The 20877-nt window shown below is 65.4% G+C and carries 15 protein-coding genes; 5 read left to right on the top strand and 10 right to left on the bottom strand.

Going from position 1 to position 20877, the window contains the following annotated elements; all coding sequences use genetic code 11:
• The first annotated feature begins 95 nt into the window (after positions 1 to 95).
• Entirely contained in the window at positions 96 to 1121 is a 1026-nt protein-coding gene (locus tag A39O_RS0106200) for a hypothetical protein (RefSeq protein ID WP_020503826.1), read from the top strand.
• Positions 1122 to 1285: 164 nt separating this feature from the next.
• Here the strand turns inward: A39O_RS0106200 and A39O_RS0106195 are convergent, their stop codons facing one another.
• The 5 genes from A39O_RS0106195 to A39O_RS0106175 are packed head-to-tail and all read right to left on the bottom strand — an operon-like array spanning position 1286 to position 4088.
• On the bottom strand, positions 1286 to 1669 hold the full coding sequence (locus A39O_RS0106195; RefSeq protein ID WP_020503825.1) for a NifB/NifX family molybdenum-iron cluster-binding protein: 384 nt from the start codon (positions 1667 to 1669) through the stop codon (positions 1286 to 1288).
• 1 nt (position 1670) lies between these two features.
• Positions 1671 to 1967 (bottom strand): metal-sulfur cluster assembly factor, encoded by a 297-nt coding sequence (locus tag A39O_RS32235; RefSeq protein ID WP_020503824.1) that lies wholly within the window; start codon positions 1965 to 1967, stop codon positions 1671 to 1673.
• Positions 1964 to 2866 (bottom strand): ATP-binding protein, encoded by a 903-nt coding sequence (locus A39O_RS0106185; RefSeq protein WP_245561793.1) that lies wholly within the window; start codon positions 2864 to 2866, stop codon positions 1964 to 1966. The genes A39O_RS32235 and A39O_RS0106185 overlap by 4 nt, the downstream gene beginning before the upstream one ends.
• Positions 2863 to 3723, bottom strand: a complete 861-nt coding sequence (locus A39O_RS0106180; protein ID WP_020503822.1) for an ATP-binding protein — start codon at positions 3721 to 3723, stop codon at positions 2863 to 2865. Before A39O_RS0106180 ends, A39O_RS0106185 begins: the two co-directional genes overlap by 4 nt.
• Positions 3723 to 4088: a NifB/NifX family molybdenum-iron cluster-binding protein gene (locus A39O_RS0106175; protein WP_020503821.1), complete on the bottom strand. Its 366-nt coding sequence runs from the start codon at positions 4086 to 4088 to the stop codon at positions 3723 to 3725. The genes A39O_RS0106180 and A39O_RS0106175 overlap by 1 nt, the downstream gene beginning before the upstream one ends.
• Before the next feature lie 282 nt (positions 4089 to 4370).
• Between A39O_RS0106175 and A39O_RS0106170 the strand changes: the two genes are divergently transcribed.
• Entirely contained in the window at positions 4371 to 6167 is a 1797-nt protein-coding gene (locus tag A39O_RS0106170; protein ID WP_020503820.1) for an ABC transporter transmembrane domain-containing protein, read from the top strand.
• 1 nt (position 6168) lies between these two features.
• Here the strand turns inward: A39O_RS0106170 and A39O_RS0106165 are convergent, their stop codons facing one another.
• Entirely contained in the window at positions 6169 to 6630 is a 462-nt protein-coding gene (locus tag A39O_RS0106165; RefSeq protein ID WP_020503819.1) for a PAS domain-containing protein, read from the bottom strand.
• Between the two features lie 222 nt (positions 6631 to 6852).
• Positions 6853 to 7344: an SRPBCC family protein gene (locus A39O_RS0106160; RefSeq protein WP_020503818.1), complete on the bottom strand. Its 492-nt coding sequence runs from the start codon at positions 7342 to 7344 to the stop codon at positions 6853 to 6855.
• Positions 7345 to 7947: 603 nt separating this feature from the next.
• Between A39O_RS0106160 and A39O_RS32230 the strand changes: the two genes are divergently transcribed.
• Positions 7948 to 8946 (top strand): GNAT family N-acetyltransferase, encoded by a 999-nt coding sequence (locus tag A39O_RS32230; RefSeq protein ID WP_020503817.1) that lies wholly within the window; start codon positions 7948 to 7950, stop codon positions 8944 to 8946.
• A gap of 555 nt (positions 8947 to 9501) precedes the next feature.
• Positions 9502 to 13608 (top strand): thrombospondin type 3 repeat-containing protein, encoded by a 4107-nt coding sequence (locus A39O_RS42105; RefSeq protein ID WP_211211545.1) that lies wholly within the window; start codon positions 9502 to 9504, stop codon positions 13606 to 13608.
• A gap of 292 nt (positions 13609 to 13900) precedes the next feature.
• On the opposite strand, the gene A39O_RS0106140 is transcribed toward A39O_RS42105, so the two are convergent.
• On the bottom strand, positions 13901 to 15589 hold the full coding sequence (locus tag A39O_RS0106140) for an alpha-keto acid decarboxylase family protein (protein WP_020503815.1): 1689 nt from the start codon (positions 15587 to 15589) through the stop codon (positions 13901 to 13903).
• A gap of 568 nt (positions 15590 to 16157) precedes the next feature.
• On the opposite strand from A39O_RS0106140, the gene A39O_RS0106135 reads away from it, so the two are divergent.
• Positions 16158 to 17486: a hypothetical protein gene (locus tag A39O_RS0106135; RefSeq protein ID WP_157639706.1), complete on the top strand. Its 1329-nt coding sequence runs from the start codon at positions 16158 to 16160 to the stop codon at positions 17484 to 17486.
• Positions 17487 to 17604: 118 nt separating this feature from the next.
• On the opposite strand, the gene cobJ is transcribed toward A39O_RS0106135, so the two are convergent.
• Both cobJ and cobI read right to left on the bottom strand, forming a co-directional pair.
• Complete coding sequence (gene cobJ, locus A39O_RS32215; protein WP_020503813.1) at positions 17605 to 18564, bottom strand: precorrin-3B C(17)-methyltransferase; 960 nt, start codon at positions 18562 to 18564, stop codon at positions 17605 to 17607.
• Positions 18557 to 20650, bottom strand: a complete 2094-nt coding sequence (cobI, locus tag A39O_RS42570) for a precorrin-2 C(20)-methyltransferase (RefSeq protein WP_245561790.1) — start codon at positions 20648 to 20650, stop codon at positions 18557 to 18559. Before cobI ends, cobJ begins: the two co-directional genes overlap by 8 nt.
• Positions 20651 to 20877: the final 227 nt, after the last annotated feature.

Genomic DNA, 20877 nt, shown 5'->3' with positions numbered 1-20877 from the left:
GCTAATAGTCGACTGCTTGAGGATCGCCACCACCGCCATAATATCGTAACAAAATATAACCGCTGCTCCCTGACAGCGATACCTGAGGACCTTCCATGAGCCTTGCTGCAGACAGCCATGGCCAGGCGTCGCTTATTGCCGGCGAACGCCGCCAGTCGATCAACACCGACGAAGACGCGACATGGATGCGCGTGTTGATTCGCTGCACCCTGATGGCATTGTTGGTGGCAGTAGTTTCCGCGGTCGTACTCGCAGTGTTAACCGCACCGATAAACGTTGTCGGAGCAATGCAGGTCAACACCTTTGTCATCTATCACGCGGCGCTCGTTAATGCCGGCCTGCAACTCCTCGCAATGATTGGTATGAGCACCTACCTGAGGCGCCGCGATCTCCAGCACTGGTGGGATACCGCCGATGGGAACGCGAAGGCGCGTGGGTTATTTTTTGTTCTCCTGTGCTGTCAACTACTTTTAGCGACAGCGTTTTGGCTGACACATGGCCGCGGACTCGCGTATTATGGCTATTTGCGCGCACTCTTTGGATTCGATGACGAGTTCAATTTACCTGCCCTTTTTTCGAGTATGCAGCTTGGTTTAGCCAGTGGGCTAGCGTTCGCCGGTTATCGTGTGATACCGCGCCAGGAACGCATGTGGACCTGGGCCTGGCCTTTCGCCGGAACCATCTTGCTCTACATGGCGATGGACGAGCTTCTCACGATCCATGAGCACGTCGGTTACTTGGTTGCTGCCCATAGCTGGAGCCAAGACGGAACACGCGGCATCATCGAAATCGGCAATTGGCGGATCCGACCCTGGACACTCGTTTTCTTCCCCCTCGCGCTCGCCATCGGGCTGGTGCTCGCCCGCGGATTCTGGAAGGTTCTATCGACTCGGGATTTCGCCATCTTGATCTTCGCCGGCGGCCTTTTTCTCGGCGGGTCGATCGGCATTGAGAATCTGCACGCGCATTTGGTCACTATTGGAGTGATCAAGCAGGGCGAAGTGATAGCGCGGGTCAGCCTGCTCGCGGAAGAAACGGCAGAGATGTTCAGCGTCGCACTCGTGGTCTGGATCTTCGCACGGACCGTTCTCACATTTCGGCAACCCAATCGCCGAACCTGAAGCTCGGGGTCAACTAAACCGCGCCCGGCGCGATTGGATTCCGGCATCCTGCCGGAATGACCCCGCAACTGAGCTGATTGCCGGGAAAGGATCTACCGACGCAGGGGGCGACTGAAGTCGCCCCTACAGTCGCCCATACGGATCTTGAACGCATGCGCAGTCGACTAGTCGTGACTGTGTTTGTGCCCGTGCTCCACGCTTTCCGCGCAGGGGGCCGCGGCGGTCAGTTGGCCGCCCAGGAAGTGTTCCAGCGCTTCGCGGACCGTGCCGCGCGCACCGGTCGCGGCCTGGATGCCGGCCTGCTCGAAGAACCCGATGGCACGTCCGCCCATGCCGCCGCTCAGAATCACATTGGCGTTCTGCGCCTTGATGAAATCGGGGATCTGGCCGGGCTCGTGCGCCTCGGCAAAGGGGTTGGCCAGCGACTCGGTGGCGGTCATCACACCGTTATCCATGTCCACCAGCACAAAGAAGGCCGCGTGGCCAAAATGCTGGGCGACCAGGCTGTCGAGCCCGTCGTTGCTTTCCGCGGTGACTGCGATTCTCATATCAAAGTTCCTGATTAATCGAGTGTTGCAAAACCTCTGCCTGCACATAACCGCTGACGGTGATGGCTTGCGAGGTCACGCCGGGCACTTGGGCCACGGCTTTCTTGATGTCCACGGCCAGGGAGACGGCCAACGGACAGACAAAGGACGATGGGCGAAAGGTGTAATGCACCCGCCCGTCCGGATCGGCCCGCACACCCTCCACCAGGCGCATCCGCACCACATCGGTGTTGGTTTCGGGATCAATGACCGACTGCAGCCGCGCGAGCACGGCCTGTTCCAAGGCGGTTTCCTTCATGCCGGCGCTTCCAGGGACGCAAGGACACGCTCCCAGACCGCGGCAATGGCAAGACTGGCCGGGGCCGCGGGCCGAAAGGCGGTCACGGCTTCCCCGGCCACCATGGCAGTGGCCACGGTCGCATCGAAGGGAATCCGGCCGACGGTCGCCACGCCGTCCGCGCGGCAGGAGGTCTCGATCGCCGCGGCGCCCTCCGGGTAGATGTCCGCCTTGTTGATGCAGACCAGCGCCGGGACGCCGAAATGGCGCAAGGTACCCAGCACCCGCTGCATGTCGTGCACACCGGCCGCGGTCGGCTCGGCGACGATGAGCGCCAGGTCGGCGCCGGACGCCGCCGCGATGACCGGACAGCCGATACCGGGCGGCCCGTCCACCAGCACCAGTTGCCGGTCATCGTCCAGCGCGCGCAACCGGGCACGCTGTTTGACCAGGGTCACCAGCTTGCCGGAGTTTTCCTGCCCGGGGTCCAGGTTGGCGTGATAGAGCGGCCCGTAACGGCTTTCCGAGACATAGGACTTGCCCGCCACCTGCGGCTCCATGTGGATGCTCTCGGTCGGACATTGATAAACACAGGCGGCACACCCGTCACAGGCGATGGGGTCGACCAGGTACTGGCCGTCGCGCTCGATGATCGCATCGAACCGACAGACATCCGCACAGCCGCCGCACACCAGGCAGGTGTCCTGATCGATCACGGCCACCTGCCCGCCCTGGAACGGCTGGGTTTCCAGCACCTGGGGTTGCAGCACCAGTTCCAGGTTGGCGGCATCGACATCGGCGTCGGCGATCACCACCTGACCGGCCAGCCGCCCCCCCGCGGCCAGGTGCGCAAAGGCGGCGGTGACGCTGGTCTTGCCGGTACCGCCCTTGCCGCTCAGGACGATCAGTTGTTTCATCATGGTGCGTACTCCGTGTTCACCCGGTCCTGGATGGCCGCCAGCAATGCCTGGAAGGCCGGCCGATAATCCGGCGCGGTCTCCAGCAGCGACCGGCCGCGCGCCAGCCCCTCGGCAATGCGCCGTTCCATCGGGATGCGCAGCAGAATCGGTAAGCCCTGATCCGCGCAGTAAGCATCGACCCCCTGATCGCCGATGCCGTCGCGATTGACGACCACCCCCGCGGGGATCTCCAGCGCGCGGGCGATGCCGACGACCTGTTTCAGATCGTGCAGACCGAAGGGGGTCGGCTCGGTGACAAGCAGCGCGAAATCCGCACCGCGCAGCGTCTCCACCACCGGACAGGAGGCGCCGGGGGGCGCATCCCAGATCTCGAGTGCGGGCCGGCGCAGCGGCGGCCAGCGTTTCAGTTCGCGGATGACGGGCACGGCCATCGGCTCGCCGACCTGCAGCAGCCCCCGCGCGAACTCCAACCCGTCGGCGGTCAGACCGCCCTCCAGCACACCGGTGACATGCAGGTGTTCGGTGATAGCGGCCTCCGGGCAGAGCCGGGTGCAACTGCCGCAGCCGTGGCAGAGTTCCGGGAACACCAGCGTGGTCTGGCCGAGCACGGCAATGGCGTGATACTGGCAGACCTCGGCGCATTTGCCGCAGTGGGTGCAGAGCGCGGTGTCGACGCGCGGCAGCGGGATGCCGACCTCCTGGCGCCGGTCCAGCACCGGATGGAGGAAGAGCGCGGCATTGGGCGCCTCCACGTCGCAATCCAGACAGCGCACCGACTCCCCTCCAACCAGCGCCAGGCTGGTCGCGACCGTGGTCTTACCGGTGCCGCCCTTGCCGCTGGCAACGACGATCCGCATCAGTGGCGGCCGTCCTGGGTGGCGGCCTGGGCCTGGTTCAAGGCACCGGCCTGGAACTGCGCCAGCACGTCGGCGGCGGTGCGCGGCGCGTTGCCGGGCGCAAGATGCATGGCGATCCCCGCGGCGGACAGACTGGCATAGGCCTTGGGACCATAGGCCCCGCTGACGACCGCCCGCGCACCCAGACCGGCGACGAACTGTGCCGCCTGGACCCCGGCCCCGCCCGCCGCCTCCAGTGCCGGGTTGGCGTGGGCAGTCCAGGCCCCGGTGTCGCTGTCGACCAGACAGAAGGCGGCGGCGCGCCCGAAGCGGGCGTCGAACGGCGATTGCAGGTTGTCGCCGGCGATGGAGATGACGAGTTTCATGGAAGCTCCCGATATCACTGAGCAGCCGTCGGTCATAAGACCACGCGCTGCAATAAAGTATCGGCAGGTTACAAGAGAACGCGGGCTCGGGCCGTGAAAATACGCAACGCGATCCTGGCCCGATTGCGGTGAAATACGACGGACGGACAGCGCCGGACACTGCCCATCCGCTGAGATGCCGGTTCGTCGGAGGACATTTCCGCAAATCTGGATAATTTTTGTAGGTTAATGTAAAATAAGGGGTCTCTAACCATCTATTTTACAATGCAGTAAGGTTGTTCCATGCGCCCTGCCCCGTCCGCACCGCCCCGGCGGCCGACGACCCGCAATCTCGGTCCGCTGTTGCGGCTGCTCCGCTTCGTACGGCCCTACCTGGGGCGCCTGATGATCGCCGCCCTGGCCCTGCTGGTTGCCGCGGGGGCCGTGCTCGCGTTTGGTCAGGTGATCCGGGAAGTGGTCGACTCCGGACTCAAGACCGGCTCCGAGGCGGCGCTGAACGACGCCCTGCTGCTCTTCCTTACCGTGGTGCTGGCCATGGCGGGCGCGATCATGGTCCGCTCCTATCTGCTGAGCTGGATCGGCGAACGGGTCATTGCCGACGTGCGCACCGCCGTGTTCACCCGGGTCTTGAGCCTGGACGTGGGCTTTTTCGAGACCACCCGCACCGGTGAGGTCATCTCGCGGTTGACCTCCGATACCACCCTGCTCCAGACCGTGGTCGGCTCCACCCTGGCCTCGGCCCTGCGCACCACGCTGCTGGTGCTGGGTGGTCTGATCATGCTGGCCCTGACCAGCCCCTGGCTGACCGGGCTGGTCATGCTCGGCACGCCGCTGGTGATCCTGCCGTTGTGGCTGGTCGGTTACCGCCTGCGCCGCCTCTCCCGCGCCAGCCAGGACCGCATCGCCGACGTGGGGGCTTACGTGGACGAGGTGATGCACGCCATCCGCACCGTCCAGTCCTTCTGTCACGAGCCGATCGATCGGGCGCGCTACAAAGAACGCGTGGAGTCGGCCTTCGGCACGGCCGTGAAGCGTGCCCGCCTGAGCGCCGCACTGGCCGCCATCGCGGTCGCCCTCACCTTCGGCGCCATCGGCGTGGTGCTGTGGGTCGGCGGCCGTGAGGTGCTGGCGGGGCGGTTGAGCGGCGGCGAACTGTCCGCGTTCCTTTTCTATGCCGTGCTGGTCGCCAGTTCGGTCGGGAGCCTGAGTGAATTGGCCGCTGAACTGCTGCGCGGCGCCGGCGCCAGCGAACGGCTGATGGAACTGCTCGCCACGCCGACGCTGATCGAGCCGCCGGCGCAGCCGCGTGCCCTGCCCCAGCCGGTGCAGGGCCGGATCGCGTTCGAGGATCTCGGCTTTGCGTATCCAGCCAATCCCGACCTGCGCGTGCTCAAAGATCTGTCGATCACCATCGCCCCCGGCGCCAAGGTCGCCCTGGTCGGCCCCTCCGGTGCCGGCAAAACGACCCTGTTCCAACTGTTGCTGCGTTTCTACGACCCGACCCAGGGCGCCGTCCGCTTCGATGGAGTCGACCTGCGCGAACTGGACCCGTCCGACCTGCGCCGACAGATCGCCGTGGTCCCGCAGGACCCGGTGATCTTCGGTGCCGATGCCTGGGAGAACATTCGCTACGGCTTGGATCGCGTGTCGGACGAACAGGTCCGCAGCGCCGCCGATGCAGCCCATGCCAGCGAGTTTCTGGACCGGCTGCCGGACGGGTTCAACAGCTTCCTCGGCGAGCGCGGCGTGCGGCTGTCCGGCGGACAGCGCCAGCGCATCGCCATCGCGCGGGCGATCCTGCGCGACCCGGCCCTGCTCCTGCTGGACGAGGCGACCAGCGCATTGGATGCCGAGAGCGAACGGCTGGTGCAACTGGCCCTGGAAGAGTTGATGAAAGGACGCACCAGCATCGTCATCGCCCACCGCCTGGCGACGGTGCGCAAGGTCGACCGCATTCTGGTCCTGGATCACGGTCAGGTCGCGGCGGACGGCACTCACGATGAGCTGATGCAGCAAGGCGGGCTCTACGCGCGGCTGGCGTCCTTGCAGTTTCGGGATCAGACGCTGGCCGAGGCTTGACCTAATCCAGCCGCTCGCCCATCGCCTCGAGTTGGGCATTGAGCCGCTGCAATTCTTCCTGCGCTTCGACCTGATCGGTCACATCGTACTGGATGCCGAGGTAATAGATAAGCCGCCCCTGGGGGTCGAACAGCGGACGAATGGTGAACCGGTTATAGAACAGCGAGCCATCCTTTCGATAGTTGCGCAGGGTGACGGTGACCGATTGCTGATCGCGAATCCCCACGCGGATGCGCTCGATCTCGGGCTGATCGCGGTCCGCACCCTGAAGGAAACGGCAGTTGCGGCCCAGAATCTCGTCGTGGTCATAACCCGTGATCAACTCGAAGGCCGCATTGGCGTAAACGATGGGATTGTCCGGCTGATCCGGGTCCGACAAGGTAACGCCATTGACGACGGTATCGAGGATCTGGGACAGCACGAAGGGGATCGTGCCCTGGTCTTTTTCGGCTGTGAAGTCCATGTTTTACTCCTGTCGGTAGTGAACGGCTCAGTCAGTTAAATAAGTCTATTCAGAGTGATTGTTCCAGCACCGTTGTCGTTGTCGTTGTCGTTGTCGTAATCGTAATCGAGATTATCGCAGCGCCCCGGACTCTTTCGCACCCTAAATTGCATCGCTTCTCCGATTACGACAACGACAACGACAACGATTGTATTCGTTGTTTAACATCTCATTGACTCGTGATTACCCGTGCGGCGATCCAGCCGCACCCATCACCCCGTCCGGCTCCGCCGACTGGCGCTCGACCAATCCTTTGATGTTGCGCACGACGCGCTCCGCGCCCTCCTGAATGGTGACCCGGATCAGCTTTTCAAAAGGACGCATGTAGAATTCCAGGCGGGTCAATTCGAAGTCGAAAACGAGGTGGGTGTGTCCGTCGACCGGCGCCAGCCGGTAACTGATGCGGAACAGGTTCGTGGTCTCGGCAAACGCGATACGGGTCGGCGCATCCAGGTCCGTGACCCGAAAGGTGGACTCACTTTCGCGGCCCTGGTCGGTGCGCAGCTGGCGCGCCCGACTGCCGACCCGCAGCGGACCTGCCGTCAACACCTCGAGCCGCTTGACCTCCGGGGACCACCGGGGATAGTTCAAGAAGAAGTCGCGGGCAACGTAAGCGAATACGTGCTCCGGCGAGCGTTCGATCAGGATATCGGCGCGGGCCTTGACCACGGGCATCAGTCCTCGGCGAGGTGCAGTGGCGCTTGGCGTACCGTAGAATCGCGGTACAACCGAGCAGCAGTTCAACCGGTCGAGCGGCGTCGGCCCCGAGCGGCATCCGCGCCAGAGTGTAACGTATCTCGGACCCCGCGGGCACTTCAGGTCGCCGGTGAGTGAGCCTGCCCGCGACGACACGCGTCAGGGGCACGATCGTCGTTCCGGCCGCAATAAGACTGGAGGTCGAGGCTTGACCGTGAAAGTCGCGTAGCGACCCCGTGGGAGTGGCGTCCCGCCACGATGGGGCCGGGCGTGTCACCGCAGCGTTCGAGGTCACCGCGGCACCGCATCGCGGCGGGACGCCGCTCCCACGGGGGCCATTCATCTCCGGACAACCCTCGTCCGGCTAAGCCTCGACCTCCAGTGCGGGGGAGGCCCGAACACCGGCCGAAACGCAATCACCAAGACGAAAGCCTTGGACTCCAGGGCGAAGCAAGTAGCCATCGGTTGCCCGACACGTTATCCTGAACCCATTATAGGTACCAACCACCGCGAATCGGCGCAGACGCGGAGTCGCGGAGTCGCGTTCAACCCAGCCCTAACCGTTCTTTTGCAGGCAGGTTCATGGAGCACGTGTCTCTGTCTCCAACGATCGACGCCCGTAACTCGGAGGATGCGCTGCGCGCCGCGCTGGTCGCATGCCTGACCCGCTTGCCGCTGTTCAAACCAGTGGACCCGACAGCGCCATCAGAACGTCGGTTGTGGCGGGCCTGCGAACTTTGCAGCTTTCTGGAGTATCGACTGGACGACGCGCCGGACCCCCGGTCGCTGTCCGATCAGGCGATGAGCGACTGGGCCCGGCGGGGATTGGCCCGCGGTGAGCGCATCGGCGATCCGACGGACCTGCTCGATTATCTCCCCTATTGGATGATCGTCGATGGCCGATTGCTGGGGACGGTGGCACTGAGCATTCGTGATCCGGGCTGGGGCCAACCCAACCTCTGGATCGCAAGTCTCTATCTCTTCCGCGAGGCGCGCGGCAGCGGTCATGGCGCACGGGTGACCGCCGCGCTGGAGCGCATCGCCCGCCGCCTGGGGCTTGGCGGTCTGCGCCTGGAGACCGACTGGCTGTGGCAGCGGGCCGTCCGGTTTTATCTCCGGCAAGGATTCTGGGTCGCCAACTGGAAACACGGATTGAGCCTGGTGCGCTATTTCGACGATCCGCCCTATCGTCTGCATATCGAGCAGGCGCGCATGGCCTTCCTACTCGGTGACGCGGCAGACGACCACGCGCTCATCGCGGCGCGGCGGCAGGGCGACACGCTGGTGTGGCAGGAACATGCGCTCGCCGAACCGGCGTCCGAGGGGCACAAGGAACCGCGTGCCTGGGTCGCCCCGACCTTCGCCTTGTGGCTTGCGGTCAGCGGTTGGCCTTTGATCCGCGGCCCCGCGGATTGGGAGCGGCGCCTGCACTGGTCGGATCTCGGGATGCCCGAGGGACTCGCCTACAAGATCACCGTCTTCGAGGGCTACGCCCGTCACCGCGGTTTTCGGGTCGACACCCCGCGGATACCCGGGCTGGACTATCCGAGTTGGGAGGAACTCACGTCCGAATCGGGATAGACGACAGGAAGGGGGCGGTGGTCGCGCAAGCGTGTAGGATGGGCAGAGCGCGAGCGATGCCCATCCGGCCACCGCAACGCTTGAGGATGGGCATCGCTCACGCTCTGCCCATCCTACCGAAAGACCCTACCCACCCGGCCACCGCGCGAGCTGCACGGGCGTCGGTCCGCACAGCGGACCCTACGGGTTGCGGCCTTGCCGTATCCGCTATGCGGACCGTCCGCCGCTGCTGACCATCCACGACTCCACCTCTGCAAACCGCCCGCAGTTGCTCACCAACGCGCCGCGATGCACCCGATTGGCAACGCGAAGCGTGTTATTGGAGCGGCGCCCACTGGTCGCTTCACATTTCTCTACAGTTCATAAAAACCTCTATAAAACAAATAGTTGATTTGAGTATCGGAAGAGTCGAGCAATATCTGACTAAATCGATTTGTTGAAATGCAAAGTGTATTTGGATAGAAATCGGGGGTATTCAGCGCGCGCTGATCGCTTGAGCTTGCATTCGGCAATGGCTCACACAAAGACACAATGGACACAGAGAAGGAGTTCCCCATGTTAGGCATCCGCTTGCACGTTCCCTCCGATCAGCGTTCGACAGACAGCCCGCTGCCCGCGGCCCGGTCTGGTCCGGTCCCCGGTCGCAGCCGGTGCCGCGGTCGGCCGCGCGTCCTGGCACTGCTCCTGGGTCTGCTGGCTCTCTGCGGCGTCGTGGACCTCTTCGCCGGGGTGACCCTGACTCAGGTCGGTCAATGGGGCTCGGGGCCTTACGGGGCGGTGGCGGTGGATGGACACTACGCATATGTCACCGCCGGCCCCACCGGGCTCGATATTATCGACCTCAGCAACCCCGCCGCCCCGGTTCAGGTGGGGGGCCTCGATACCGCCGGGTATGCCTGGGGCGTCGCCGTCGCGGGGGACTATGCCTATGTCGCGGACGGGGACTCCGGTCTGCAAGTCATCGACATCCGCAACCCCGCCGCCCCGCTGCGGGTGGGGGGCTACGACACCGCGGGCTTGGCCCTCAAGGTCACGGTCGCGGGGAACTATGCCTATGTCGCGGACAGGGACTCCGGTCTGCAAGTCATCGATATCCGCAACCCCGCCGCTCCGGTGCGGGTGGGGGGCTACGACACCGCGGGCTTGGCCGTCGTCGGCGTCACGGTCGCGGGGGGCTATGCCTATGTCGCGGACGCCTCCAACGGCCTGCAGATCATCAGCATCAGCAACCCGGCCGCTCCGCTGTGGGTGGGGGGCTACGACACCGCGGGCTCGGCCCTCGACGTCACGGTCGCGGGAGGCTATGCCTATGTCGCGGACTCATCCAACGGCCTGCAGGTCATCGACATCCGCAACCCCGCCGCACCGCTGCGGGTGGGGGGTCTCGACACCGACGGGTATGCCTCTAGGGTCGCCGTCGCGGGGGGCTATGCCTATGTCGCGCACGTAGATGCCGGCCTGCAGGTCATCGACATCCGCAACCCCGCCGCTCCGGTTCGGGTGGGGGGCTACGACACCGCGGGCTCGGCCAACGGTGTCACGGTCGCGGGGGACTATGCCTATGTCGTGGACAACTACAAAGGCATGCAGATCATCAGCACCAGCAACCCCGCCGCTCCGGTATGGGTGGGAGGCTACGACAGCGCTGGGGCTGTCATCACCGTTGCGGTCGCAGGGAATTATGTCTATGTGACGGGGGATAGCGAGCGCGGTTTTAAGGTCATTGACGCCCACAATCCCGCCGCTCCGGTACAGGTGGGGAGTTACAACACCGCGGTCTCGGCCGTCGACGTCACGGTCGCGGGGGGCTATGCCTATGGTGTGGACTACGAGTCTTTTCAGGTCATTGATGTCCACAATCCCGCCGCTCCGGTACAGGTGGGGAGCTACGACACAGAGTATGCCTATAAGGTCGCGGTCGCGGGGGGCTATGCCTATGTCTCAAGCAGCTTCGGCGTGCAGGTCATTGATGTCCACAATCCCGCCGCTCCGGTACGGGTGGGGAGCTACGACACCTTGATGTGGAACTATGACTTCGTGGCCGCGGAGGGCTATGTTTATATTGCGGACGCCCAGGCCGGTTTTCAGGTCATTGATGTCCAGAATCCCGCCGCTCCGGTACGGGTGGGGAGCTTGGTATCCACGGGATACCCCGAAGATATCGTGGTCGCGGGGAACTATGCCTACGTCGCGGAGGGCTCCGCCGGCCTGCAGATCATTGACATCAGCAGTCCCACCGCCCCGGTGCGGGTAGGGAGCTTCGACACCGCCGGAGAGGCAAGCGCGGTCGCGGTCGTGGGTGGCTACGCCTATGTCGCGGATGGAACCAACGGTCTGCAGGTCATCGATGTCCGCAACCCGGCCACCCCGGTTTGGGTGGGGAGCAGGGATACCCCATCGGTTGCCTCGAACATCGCAGTCGTGGAGGGCTATGCCTATAGCGCCGAAGGCAGTAACGGACTGGTGATCCTACGCATTCAAGATACCAACCCCGACGCCGACACCGACGGCATCCCCGACGCCACCGACAATTGTCCGCAACTCGCCAACGCGGATCAGGCCAACTTCGACCGCGACCCGCAGGGCGACGCCTGCGACCCTGACGACGACAACGACCGCGTGCCCGACACCACCGATGGCGCCCCGCTGGACCAGACCAACAAAGGCGCGCTCATCGCCCTGCCGCTCAACAGCATCCAGAGCGCCGCACACGGCTTCGGCTGGGGCGATAATGCCTACCGCAGCCGGCTCGCCGCCACCTTTACCAGTGACGGCGGCGACCGCCTGCTGCATGTCGCGGGCTACGACGTGGACAGCGCCACCGAACTGGCCCTGTGGCTCAACGACCGACTGCTCGGCTATCTCCCCCCCACCGCCAACGCCGCGCGGGGGACCGACGGCCTGTGGTGGCTGCCCGCCGCCGCCCAGATCAGCGGCGAGAACCGCCTCGAAATCCGCCAGCGCTCCGCCGGGGACCCCTGGGGCGTCACCGGGCTCGGGCTCTTCAGCCCCGGCGCCGCTTTCGGCAATCTCAAGACCCTCAGCGGCGGGGACCGTAGCCACGGCGCCGGGTTTGAACTGCACCTGCCGCAGTCCAACGCCGGTTACCTGCTGGGCTTGAGCGGCTACGACAGCGACCGCGATGGCGAACTGGCCCTGCTGCTCAACGGCACCGCCCTGGTCAGCCTGCCCAAGGGCACCAACGCCGCCTGGACGCCCGACTACCAGTTGGTGCTGCCGGCCAGTCGGCTTGGCGCGGGCGCTAACCGCCTGCTGATCAGGAACAGCGGGCTCGCCACCGAGGACTGGGGGGTGCGCCTCAGTGGACTGCGCGACTTCAGCGCCGACCAGGGCCTCCTGGAGAGCCTCCCCGCCGCCCAGCAAGCCGACGACCGGGTCAGTCTCCTGCTCGCCCCCGACACCACCGCCAGCGTGCTCAGCTACCACTGTTTTGACATCGACAACGTCGGCGAGGTCACCCTGAGCCTGGACACCAAGGCCGCGGGAACCTGCCCGGTGACCGGCGACCAGACCTGGGGAACGGAGCAGCGGGTCATCCTCGGCGCCCAGGCCCGGCACCTCCTGGTGTTCGACAACACGCTCAACCCCCCCGGCACCGACCCCTGGGGCCTGCGCCTGACCAGCCTGTTGGGTGATCGCGACGCCGACGGCATCCCCGACGGCAGCGACAACTGCCCGACCACCGCCAACCCCGACCAGGCCAACCTGGATGCGGATGGGCTGGGGGATGTCTGCGACGCCGACCTGGATGGCGACGACGTACCCAACGGCCAGGACGCCTTCCCCCGTGACACCGCCGAATGGGTCGACAGCGACCTCGACCGCGTCGGCAACAACGCCGATGTCGACGACGACAACGACGGCTTCCCCGACTGGGTCGACCCCGCGCCGCTGGATGCCCGCCGCGTCCCGCCCGCCCTGATCGGCGTCTACCGCCCTGCCACCCAGACCTTCCTGCTCGACCTCGACGGCAGCCGCAGCGAGACCGCCGACGACTGGCTCGATGGCCCCTATGGTCAGACCGGCGACCTGCCCGTGCGCGGCGACTGGAACGGCGACGGGCTTGATGATCTGGGCGCCTACCGCCCGAGCGACGGACGCTTCTATCTGGACCTGGACGGCTGGGGCCTGTGGAGCGCCTCCGATCCCTTCGGCACCGCCGCGGATCTGCCGGTGAGTGGTGACTGGGACGGCGACGGCGCCGCCGAGATCGGTCTCTATCACCCGGCCGCCCGCACCTTCACCCTGGATCTGGACGGCAGCCTCAGCCCCACCGCCGCCGATGTCACCACCGCCGCCTTCGGCGCCCTCGGCGACCAGCCAGTGACCGGCGACTGGAACGGCGACCGCCGCGACGAAATCGGCGTCTGGCGCCCCGGCACCCGCGTCTTTTACCTGGACGCCAACGGCAGCCGCGGCTGGAACACCGGCGACCGCACCACCCAGCCCTATGGGTTACCCGGTGACCAGCCCCTGGCCGGTGACTGGAACGGCGACGGCCCCGACGAGATCGGCGTCTATCGCCCCAGTACCCAGCGCTTCTATCTGGACCTTGACGCCAGCGGCAGCGTGACCAGCGGGGACGCCATCAGTGCCCCCTTCGGCGCCGCCGGCGATCTGCCGTTGCCTGGGCGCTGGTAGGTCCCCGCCCGCCCCGCGGGGACCCGCGGGGCGGTTGCTTTGGTCATCAATCCGGCCGCCGCGCGATCTGCACGGTCGGCGGTCAGCAATTCCAAATTTGGGCGGCAGCGCGCGACCGCTGGTGGATGCGGCGCGCGCGACCGCCGTGCCGGGTCCCGAACATCGAGCGGCGCGCCTTATCCACCCTACAACGGCGCCGTTTTTTGTAGGCCGATGTTGTAGGGTGGATAAGCGCAGCGCATCCACCATCAGCCTCGCCGCCCACACGCTGCCGGCCCGGACGACACCCGCCTTACGCGCTCTGCTGCACCACGTCCCGCAAGCGCTCGGACAGCCGGGTCAGTGCCGCGGAGCAGTCGTCCGGGCGCAACGCCACTTCGATCACCGACGGGCCGTCGCGGAAGGCGAGCGCGGCACCCAGGGCCGCGTCGAAGGCGTCTTCCGTGGGGGCCGAGAAGCCGCGCAGTGGACCGAACAACTCGCCCAGTCGATGGAAGCGCCAGTCGGCGATGTCGTTGAAAGGTCCTTCCAGGATGAACCGCTCGGTGGTGTAGCCGCGGTTGTTGCCGATGATGACGATGGGGTCCAGCCCCAGCCGGGCGGCGGTGGAGAGCTCGGTGCCGGTCATCTGGAAGGCGCCGTCCCCCACCAGTACCAGCGGGCGCCGCCCCGGGTTAGCGACCTGGGCACCCAGCGCGGCGGGCACCGCAAAGCCCATGGTGGTGTAGTAGGCGGAGGCGAGAAACTCACTGCGTGCATGCACCCGCAGGTCCACCGAGGCGAACAGACAGTCGCCCGAGTCCGCCACCACCTGCATGTCCGGTGTGAGGAAGTCGTTGAGCCGGGCCATCATCCTCGCCATGGTCATCGGCTGGCCGGGTTGCGGAAAGTCAGGTGCGCCCACCGGTCCGGGCACGTCCGGCAAGGGGCCGGGATGCGGCACGACGGCGTCGGTCAGGGCCGCGAGGAAGTCGCGTAGATGGACATGCGGATAGCGGTGGCGATGGACCCAGATCTCCTCCTGGCCTGCCCGCACCGTGCGCGCCGGGTCCAGGCGCGCGGTGTTGATGCCCAGGTCGATATCGTTGGGAGTGACGCCCAGGAGCAGCAGCAGGTCGGCCTCCTCCACCACGCGGCGGGCGCCCTCCGGACCCATAGCGCCCTCATAAACGCCCAGATAGCCTGGTTGACGCTCGGCCACCACCGACTTGCCGGTGAGGGTCGCGGCGACCGGCAGATGCGCCTTGAGGACGAAGCCCGCCAGCAGGTCCTGGAGTCCGCGGCGGTGGAGTTCCACCCCGGCGAGAATCACCGGGGCCTGGGCGCGGCCGACCAGGGCCAGGGTCTCGGCGACCGCCTCGGCCAGGGCCTCAGGATCGCTGCCGGCTTCCTCCTCCGGCTCGTGGGGAATCGGAAAGGCGGGCGTGTCCACGCGGTCGCGCGGCAACTCGATATAGACCGGCCGGCTGTAGCGGCGGGCGGCATCCAGCGTGCGGTCGATCTCGCGCAGGGCGGTGTAGGGGTCGTCCAGAACGGCGCAGGCGCAGGTGATGCGCTCGAAGATTTCGCGCTGAAAGCGGAAGGGGCCGAAGCGGTGATGCAGTTGCGGGTCGTCGCGCTGCTCCGCCACCCCCGGCGCGCCGCTGATGACGACCACCGGGGAGGACTCCGCGTTGGCGCCCGCCACCGCGTTGACCACATTGAGCGCACCCACGCCGTAAGTGACGGCGAGCGCACCAAGCCCGCGCGAGCGGGCATAGCCATCCGCGGCAAAGGCGGCCGTGTCCTCGCGGGTGGTGCCGATGTGCCGAATGTCCGAGCGGCAAAGCCGGTCATAGAACCGCAGCACATAGTCGCCGGGGACACCGAAACAGTGGTCGACCCCCGCTTCCTTGAGTCGGAGCAGCAGATAATCGCCGATCCGCGGCCAATCGTCGTGGGTGCTCGCCGGGGAGCGGGATGCGGTCGGGCTGGCTTTCATGAGGGGGTATCCTCGTTGTTGTGTTTAGGAACCGTTCACCAATAACTTACAACTTCTCCAGTTTGGTGTTGCCGGCCATCTGGCGCGACACGATGGCCGCGATCATCGCTTCACTCGGCAGTGATCGGCCCGTACGTAGTACGTCAGACTCTGCGGTCAGGTCGCGATCTGTAGCGGACCGACGGCAGCGCGAGTAGCGAGTTGGCCCGGTTGATGACCGAGGTCGCCTGGATCCTACTGGCACGCTATGAAATTGTTTAACCAGGAAGCCGTGTGCCGCGCACGACACTCATGTTGACATCAGGAAATGACCGTCTAGAATAAGCTTCAGAAACTTGGGGGTGTTCCTATAACATTTCAACAGCAACGCTTGTCGCACGCAGGACCTAACTGCTTTTTATATATTGCATTACATCATTCGCAAACGTACAGCTATTTTCGTATAACCACGTATTTTTGATGGCTTTAAGCGCTTTGTGATTGTTTACTGGAAACAGGATTGCATAAAGCATGACTGGATGTCCAGAGCGAGATTGTGCGTAGGCTGTGCTTGGGCTCGGAGGGTATTGTGAACGAAACCTGTGATTTCAACAGACGCAAAGCATTCACCAACTTGGCCGTCGGTGCCGCCGCGGTGATCGCCGGTAGTGCCGTCTCCCCGGTGGCGATGGCTGAAACAACATCCAAACTTCTCACGGTTGGTGACGGGGGTGAGTTTCCCACGATTCAAGAAGCACTTGCAGTTGCTGCTGCCGGCGCGTCGGCGGCTTCTCCGTATACGGTCTTTGTTCTTCCCGGAGTTTACGACTTAAGTACCGCCGGCGCCCCGATCCTTCTTCCAGAATGGGTCAGCCTCGTCGGCGCGCACCGCAAAGCGGTGGAAATCCGGCTGGGGGGTGACGTATTCCTGGGGTTCACGAGAAATGCGGGCATTTCGGAGATTACGTTCCGCTACAGTGGAGAGGGTGCGGCACTGGTCGGGAGTCCAAGTGGTTACGAACGCGTTGAGAACTTTGAGCTGTCGAGAGTCACACTGTATGTCGAGGGCTCAGGGGCCGCGGTAGACCTGAAGTTTTGGGTTGCCAATGCGTTTTTTTATGATCTCAATGTGATCACGGAGGGTGTCGGCATCCGTGTGAGCGGGGGCGGGCTGCTTTGGGTCAATAACAGCTATGTGGCCCTGGTGGGAACTAACACCGGCACTTATCATTGCGGCTATCATCTCCCTGCCCACGCAACCAGGCTGTGGTTATCCGGGGGCTTTGTTGGAACCGGTTACGGATATCCAAACGTGAGCGATCCGGATCAGGATGTGATTGGTATTTATCTTGGCCCGCAAACAGACGATCGGGTCAATTTAAGCGGGATTTGGAGCATCTGCAGAAACGATAACACGGGCAGCGGACTCAATGCGATCAACTGCGTGAGAAACGAGAGCCAGTCTTATAATGCAAGAGTCAGAGCTTTCGGTTGCTACATGCAGGCGGAGTCAGGAGATTTGCTGGGTCAACCGGCCACTGTCATGACCACTGGTGCGGGGCGGTTCGAAACCTACGGAAGTCGTATCCGGGAATTCGGCGGCACCCGCACCTACGGCGGTTTGCAGGCGGGCGTGGCCAGTTATTCTACGGCCGACAATGGATTGACCCTGATGCAGGATAGCGGGGGCTTGATCCTGCTTGATGCATCGGCAGGTCCATTCACGTTGCGACTCACCAGCAGTTGGTGTCTGGAGGGTGAATTGTATATTTTCAAGAAGGTGGACGCTTCACGAAATATCATAACAATTCAGGCCCTTGGGCAATGGACCATCGAGGGTAAGAAAACCGTGCAGATGACAAGGCAGTATCAGTCCCTTAAACTGCGCGCCGCATCCAATACCTGGTGGGTAACCTGAGTAACCGGCAAGCGAGAAAATCATTGGGAAGGAACGCGGCCGATCGCACTGACGCTGGAATGCGTTAACCTATGCCAGCCGGCGAAGAGGGGCTGGCGCCCGATCTCGGCCCCGGCGCTTATCCGGGGCTCGGAGCCTCAGGATCGGACGCTGCAAGAGCAGCGGCCATATAGGGTTCCGGCAGACCGTACCGCTTCGCCAGATCCGTCACTGTCTCCCCACTGGCGCGCACCTCGGCGAGCCAGCCTGCGAGCCCACTGGTCAAGGGGTGCCCGCCCCGTTCGCCGGCTTTGGTCGTGCCCGCTTGCAGGTCATATTTCTGCGCGTAGCCGCGGGGCGTGACCATCAGTCCGTGGTGGACCCGGGTCTGGCTGTTGCCGATCAGAATCGTGGTCAACATGCCGATTTCGCCGGCGCCCAGGTCCGCCAGGGTGGTGAGTTCAACGCGCTGCTGCGGCCGGTAGGCCGCGTGCACCAGCGCGACCGGGGTGGTCGGGCACCGATGGCAGAGGAACAGCCGTTGGGCTTCGATGACTTGGCGAGCGCGCCGTCCGCTCTTGGGGTTGTAGAGTGCGACCACGAAATCGGCCGCCGCCGCCGCATTGAGCCGCCGGGCGATCACCGGCCAGGGCGTCAGCAAGTCGGACAACGAAATGGCGCAGAAGTCATGGCTCAGCGGAGCCCCCGCCAGCGCCGCACAACTGGTGAGCGCGGTGGCGCCGGGGACGATCTCGACCGGGACGCCGGTGTCCGGGGTCCAGCCGGCCTGGAACAGGACTTCAAAGGTCAGGCCGGCCATGCCGTAGACCCCGCTGTCGCCGGATGAGATCAGCGCCACGGTCCGGCCCGCCTGCGCCAGTTCGACCGCCAGCACCGCCCGGTCCAGTTCCTGCGTCATGGTGCTCTTGACCACCTCCTGATTCGTCACCAGTGCGGCCACCAGACGCAGATAGGTCGCGTGGCCGATGAGGGTATCGGCCTGCGCGATGGCGGCGCGGGCGCGGGTGGTCATGTGGTCCAGACCGCCGGGGCCGATGCCCACCAGGAAAAGCTTGCCGCGGGCGGGACTGTCAGTCATCGGAGATCCTCGCGATGGACACCGTGGCATGTTTGCCCTGGGCGTCCAGCACCTTGTGTTTTTCGAGCAGCAGGGACCCGCCGCCGGGTCCCGCCGCCAGGAGAGCCGCCGCTGCACTCACCGAGGGCGTGCCGGTGTGCCGACGCACCGTTTCCGATGGGTTGGGCACGGGGATGGCCGCGAGCTGAGCCGCGCTGTAGAACAGGATCTGCCAGCCGTGATTCGCGGCGAGTTCAGCCAGCCCCGCCTCGTCCGCTTTCAGCTCGATGCTCGCCACCGCCGCGACCTGCGCCGGAGCGGCGCCGACGGCGGCCAGTGCCTCGGCAACGGCGCGCTCCAGGGTGGCTGCCGATGTGCCCCGGTCGCAGCCCAGGCCCAGGGCCAGGCGCAGCGCCGGGTTCGGAGCCGGACGTTGATCAGGGGCCCCAGGCTTCAACCCGCCCCCTGGACGGTAGCTGACCAGGGCACCCTGGAACCCGGCGAAAGCGGACAGCGGCAGCGGGCGGTCGCTGATCCAGAGCAGCGCCCGATAGCGATCCAGGTCCAGCGTCGCCAAGGATCGCGCGCAATGCAGGTTGGCGGGCAAGGGACCCACCCGCCCATTGGCATGGCCGGTCCACCAGTCGGCGCTCCCCGCCTCCTGCACCAGGGCGACCGGCTCCGCGTTGACCATCGCCGCGCTCGCCCGCAGCAGGTCTTGGGGACTGGCGTCCAGGGTCCAGCCCAATTCGCGCCCCAGCAGGTCAACCGCGAGCGTTTGGGCGCAATCCGAGGCGGTGGTCAGGACCGGCGCGGCCCCCAGGGCGGCGGCGATGCGCCCCGCCAAGGCATTGGCCCCGCCCAGATGACCGCTGAGTACCGGGATGACGAAACGTCCGGTTTCATCCAGCGCCACCACCGCCGGGTCCTGGTACTTGTCGCGCAGGTGCGGGGCGATCAGCCGGACCAGCACGCCGATCGAAAAGATGGCGACGATCGCGCTGCCGTTGGCGAACAGGGTCGGCAGCAGGTCGCGGGTCGGGCCGCGATAGCAGGTGCAGGCGCCGGGTGCCGCCGCCGCGGCCGCCGCGGTCAGGGCCTCCGGTGCATACAGATGAGCGCCCGGCAGACACTGTACCAGGGTTCCCGCCAGCCGGATCCCCGCGCGGGTGATCGCCAGGACCGCAATGGAGACGGGGCGTCCCGCCCCGTGAATGGAGACGGGGCGTCCCGCCCCGTGTTCAGTCAGCACAGCGTCGCTCGCTTCCGCCTCGGCGGCAATACGCAGCGCCGCGTCCTCCGCCGATGAGGACGGCAGGCTCCCACCACGTTTCGGCATGTCGCGAACCCGTCCCGGATTGCGCACCAACAGCAGTGAGAGATAAGCGACTGATGCGCCGCGCAGCGTCGCGACCGCCCGCACCACCCGTTCATCCGGGGCGCCGACCTTTTCGACGAAGCAGGCGTGATCGATCAGTCCGCGCCGCTCCAGCAGGTCGAGCAAGGGATCGAGCAGCGGCTTGACCTTGAGCAGCACCAGGGTGTCAAAGGTATCGATCAGCCGATCGATGACCGCGATGCCGTAAGCGGCGGGCATGATGGCCAGGGTGTCGTCTTCCTCCACCAGCGGGGCGCCGATCCGCGCCGCCGCCGCGTGGTAGGAAGACACACCGGGAATCACCGCGACCTCGACGCCCTCCTCCACCCGGCCGAATCCCGGCTCGGACGCCAGCCCGCGGACCGCCCGCGCCAGATGGCCGAAGGTCGAGTAAGTCGAAGCGTCGCCTTCCACCAGAAATAACAGATCCCGCCCGGCGGCCAGCAGTTCGGCACACTGGGCCCCGGCGCGCGCCCACGCCAGGGCCAGGATCGCGGGGTCGCTGGTCATCGGGAAGTGCAGCGCCAGCGCATCCGGCGGCACCGGCAGTCCGGCCCGGCGCACGATCGCCAGGGCATAGGAATCCGCGCCGGGACCGGTCACCGGATAGATCCAGCGGGCGTCCGACTGCAAGGCGGTCCAGGCGCGGCGGGTGATGAGGTCCGGATCGCCGGGACCCAGTGAGCAGCCGATCAAACGGCCGCGGTGCGGTGCGGCAGGTTCATTCATTGCTTTGTCGTTGTCGTTGTCGTAATCGGAGTTATCGCAATCCGAGAAGCGATGCAAGGCATTGGTCATCGCTCCGGCGACTGGAGGTCGAGGCTTTAGCCGGTCCGGCGTGCAGGCACCACTGATTTTCTTTGAGATCTCGGGAATCGCCACCGGCTAAAGCCTCGACCTCCAGTTGCGGACAGGCCGTCGCTGGCCGGAACGATGATCAAGGCCAGATGCAATTT

Source organism: Lamprocystis purpurea DSM 4197, assembly GCF_000379525.1.
Taxonomy (GTDB): domain Bacteria; phylum Pseudomonadota; class Gammaproteobacteria; order Chromatiales; family Chromatiaceae; genus Thiodictyon; species Thiodictyon purpureum.
The sequence above is the reverse complement of the archived record's forward strand: the minus strand, read 5'-3'. Positions and strand labels throughout refer to the sequence as shown.

What these genes read in the sequence shown, in the direction of transcription:
- A39O_RS0106200 (WP_020503826.1), top strand. Translation starts at nt 96, where the DNA reads ATGAGCCTTGCTGCAGACAGCCATGGCCAGGCGTCGCTTATTGCCGGC.
- A39O_RS0106195 (WP_020503825.1), bottom strand. Translation starts at nt 1,669, where the DNA reads ATGAGAATCGCAGTCACCGCGGAAAGCAACGACGGGCTCGACAGCCTG.
- A39O_RS32235 (WP_020503824.1), bottom strand. Translation starts at nt 1,967, where the DNA reads ATGAAGGAAACCGCCTTGGAACAGGCCGTGCTCGCGCGGCTGCAGTCG.
- A39O_RS0106185 (WP_245561793.1), bottom strand. Translation starts at nt 2,866, where the DNA reads ATGATGAAACAACTGATCGTCCTGAGCGGCAAGGGCGGTACCGGCAAG.
- A39O_RS0106180 (WP_020503822.1), bottom strand. Translation starts at nt 3,723, where the DNA reads ATGCGGATCGTCGTTGCCAGCGGCAAGGGCGGCACCGGTAAGACCACG.
- A39O_RS0106175 (WP_020503821.1), bottom strand. Translation starts at nt 4,088, where the DNA reads ATGAAACTCGTCATCTCCATCGCCGGCGACAACCTGCAATCGCCGTTC.
- A39O_RS0106170 (WP_020503820.1), top strand. Translation starts at nt 4,371, where the DNA reads ATGCGCCCTGCCCCGTCCGCACCGCCCCGGCGGCCGACGACCCGCAAT.
- A39O_RS0106165 (WP_020503819.1), bottom strand. Translation starts at nt 6,630, where the DNA reads ATGGACTTCACAGCCGAAAAAGACCAGGGCACGATCCCCTTCGTGCTG.
- A39O_RS0106160 (WP_020503818.1), bottom strand. Translation starts at nt 7,344, where the DNA reads ATGCCCGTGGTCAAGGCCCGCGCCGATATCCTGATCGAACGCTCGCCG.
- A39O_RS32230 (WP_020503817.1), top strand. Translation starts at nt 7,948, where the DNA reads ATGGAGCACGTGTCTCTGTCTCCAACGATCGACGCCCGTAACTCGGAG.
- A39O_RS42105 (WP_211211545.1), top strand. Translation starts at nt 9,502, where the DNA reads ATGTTAGGCATCCGCTTGCACGTTCCCTCCGATCAGCGTTCGACAGAC.
- A39O_RS0106140 (WP_020503815.1), bottom strand. Translation starts at nt 15,589, where the DNA reads ATGAAAGCCAGCCCGACCGCATCCCGCTCCCCGGCGAGCACCCACGAC.
- cobJ (WP_020503813.1), bottom strand. Translation starts at nt 18,564, where the DNA reads ATGACTGACAGTCCCGCCCGCGGCAAGCTTTTCCTGGTGGGCATCGGC.
- cobI (WP_245561790.1), bottom strand. Translation starts at nt 20,650, where the DNA reads ATGAATGAACCTGCCGCACCGCACCGCGGCCGTTTGATCGGCTGCTCA.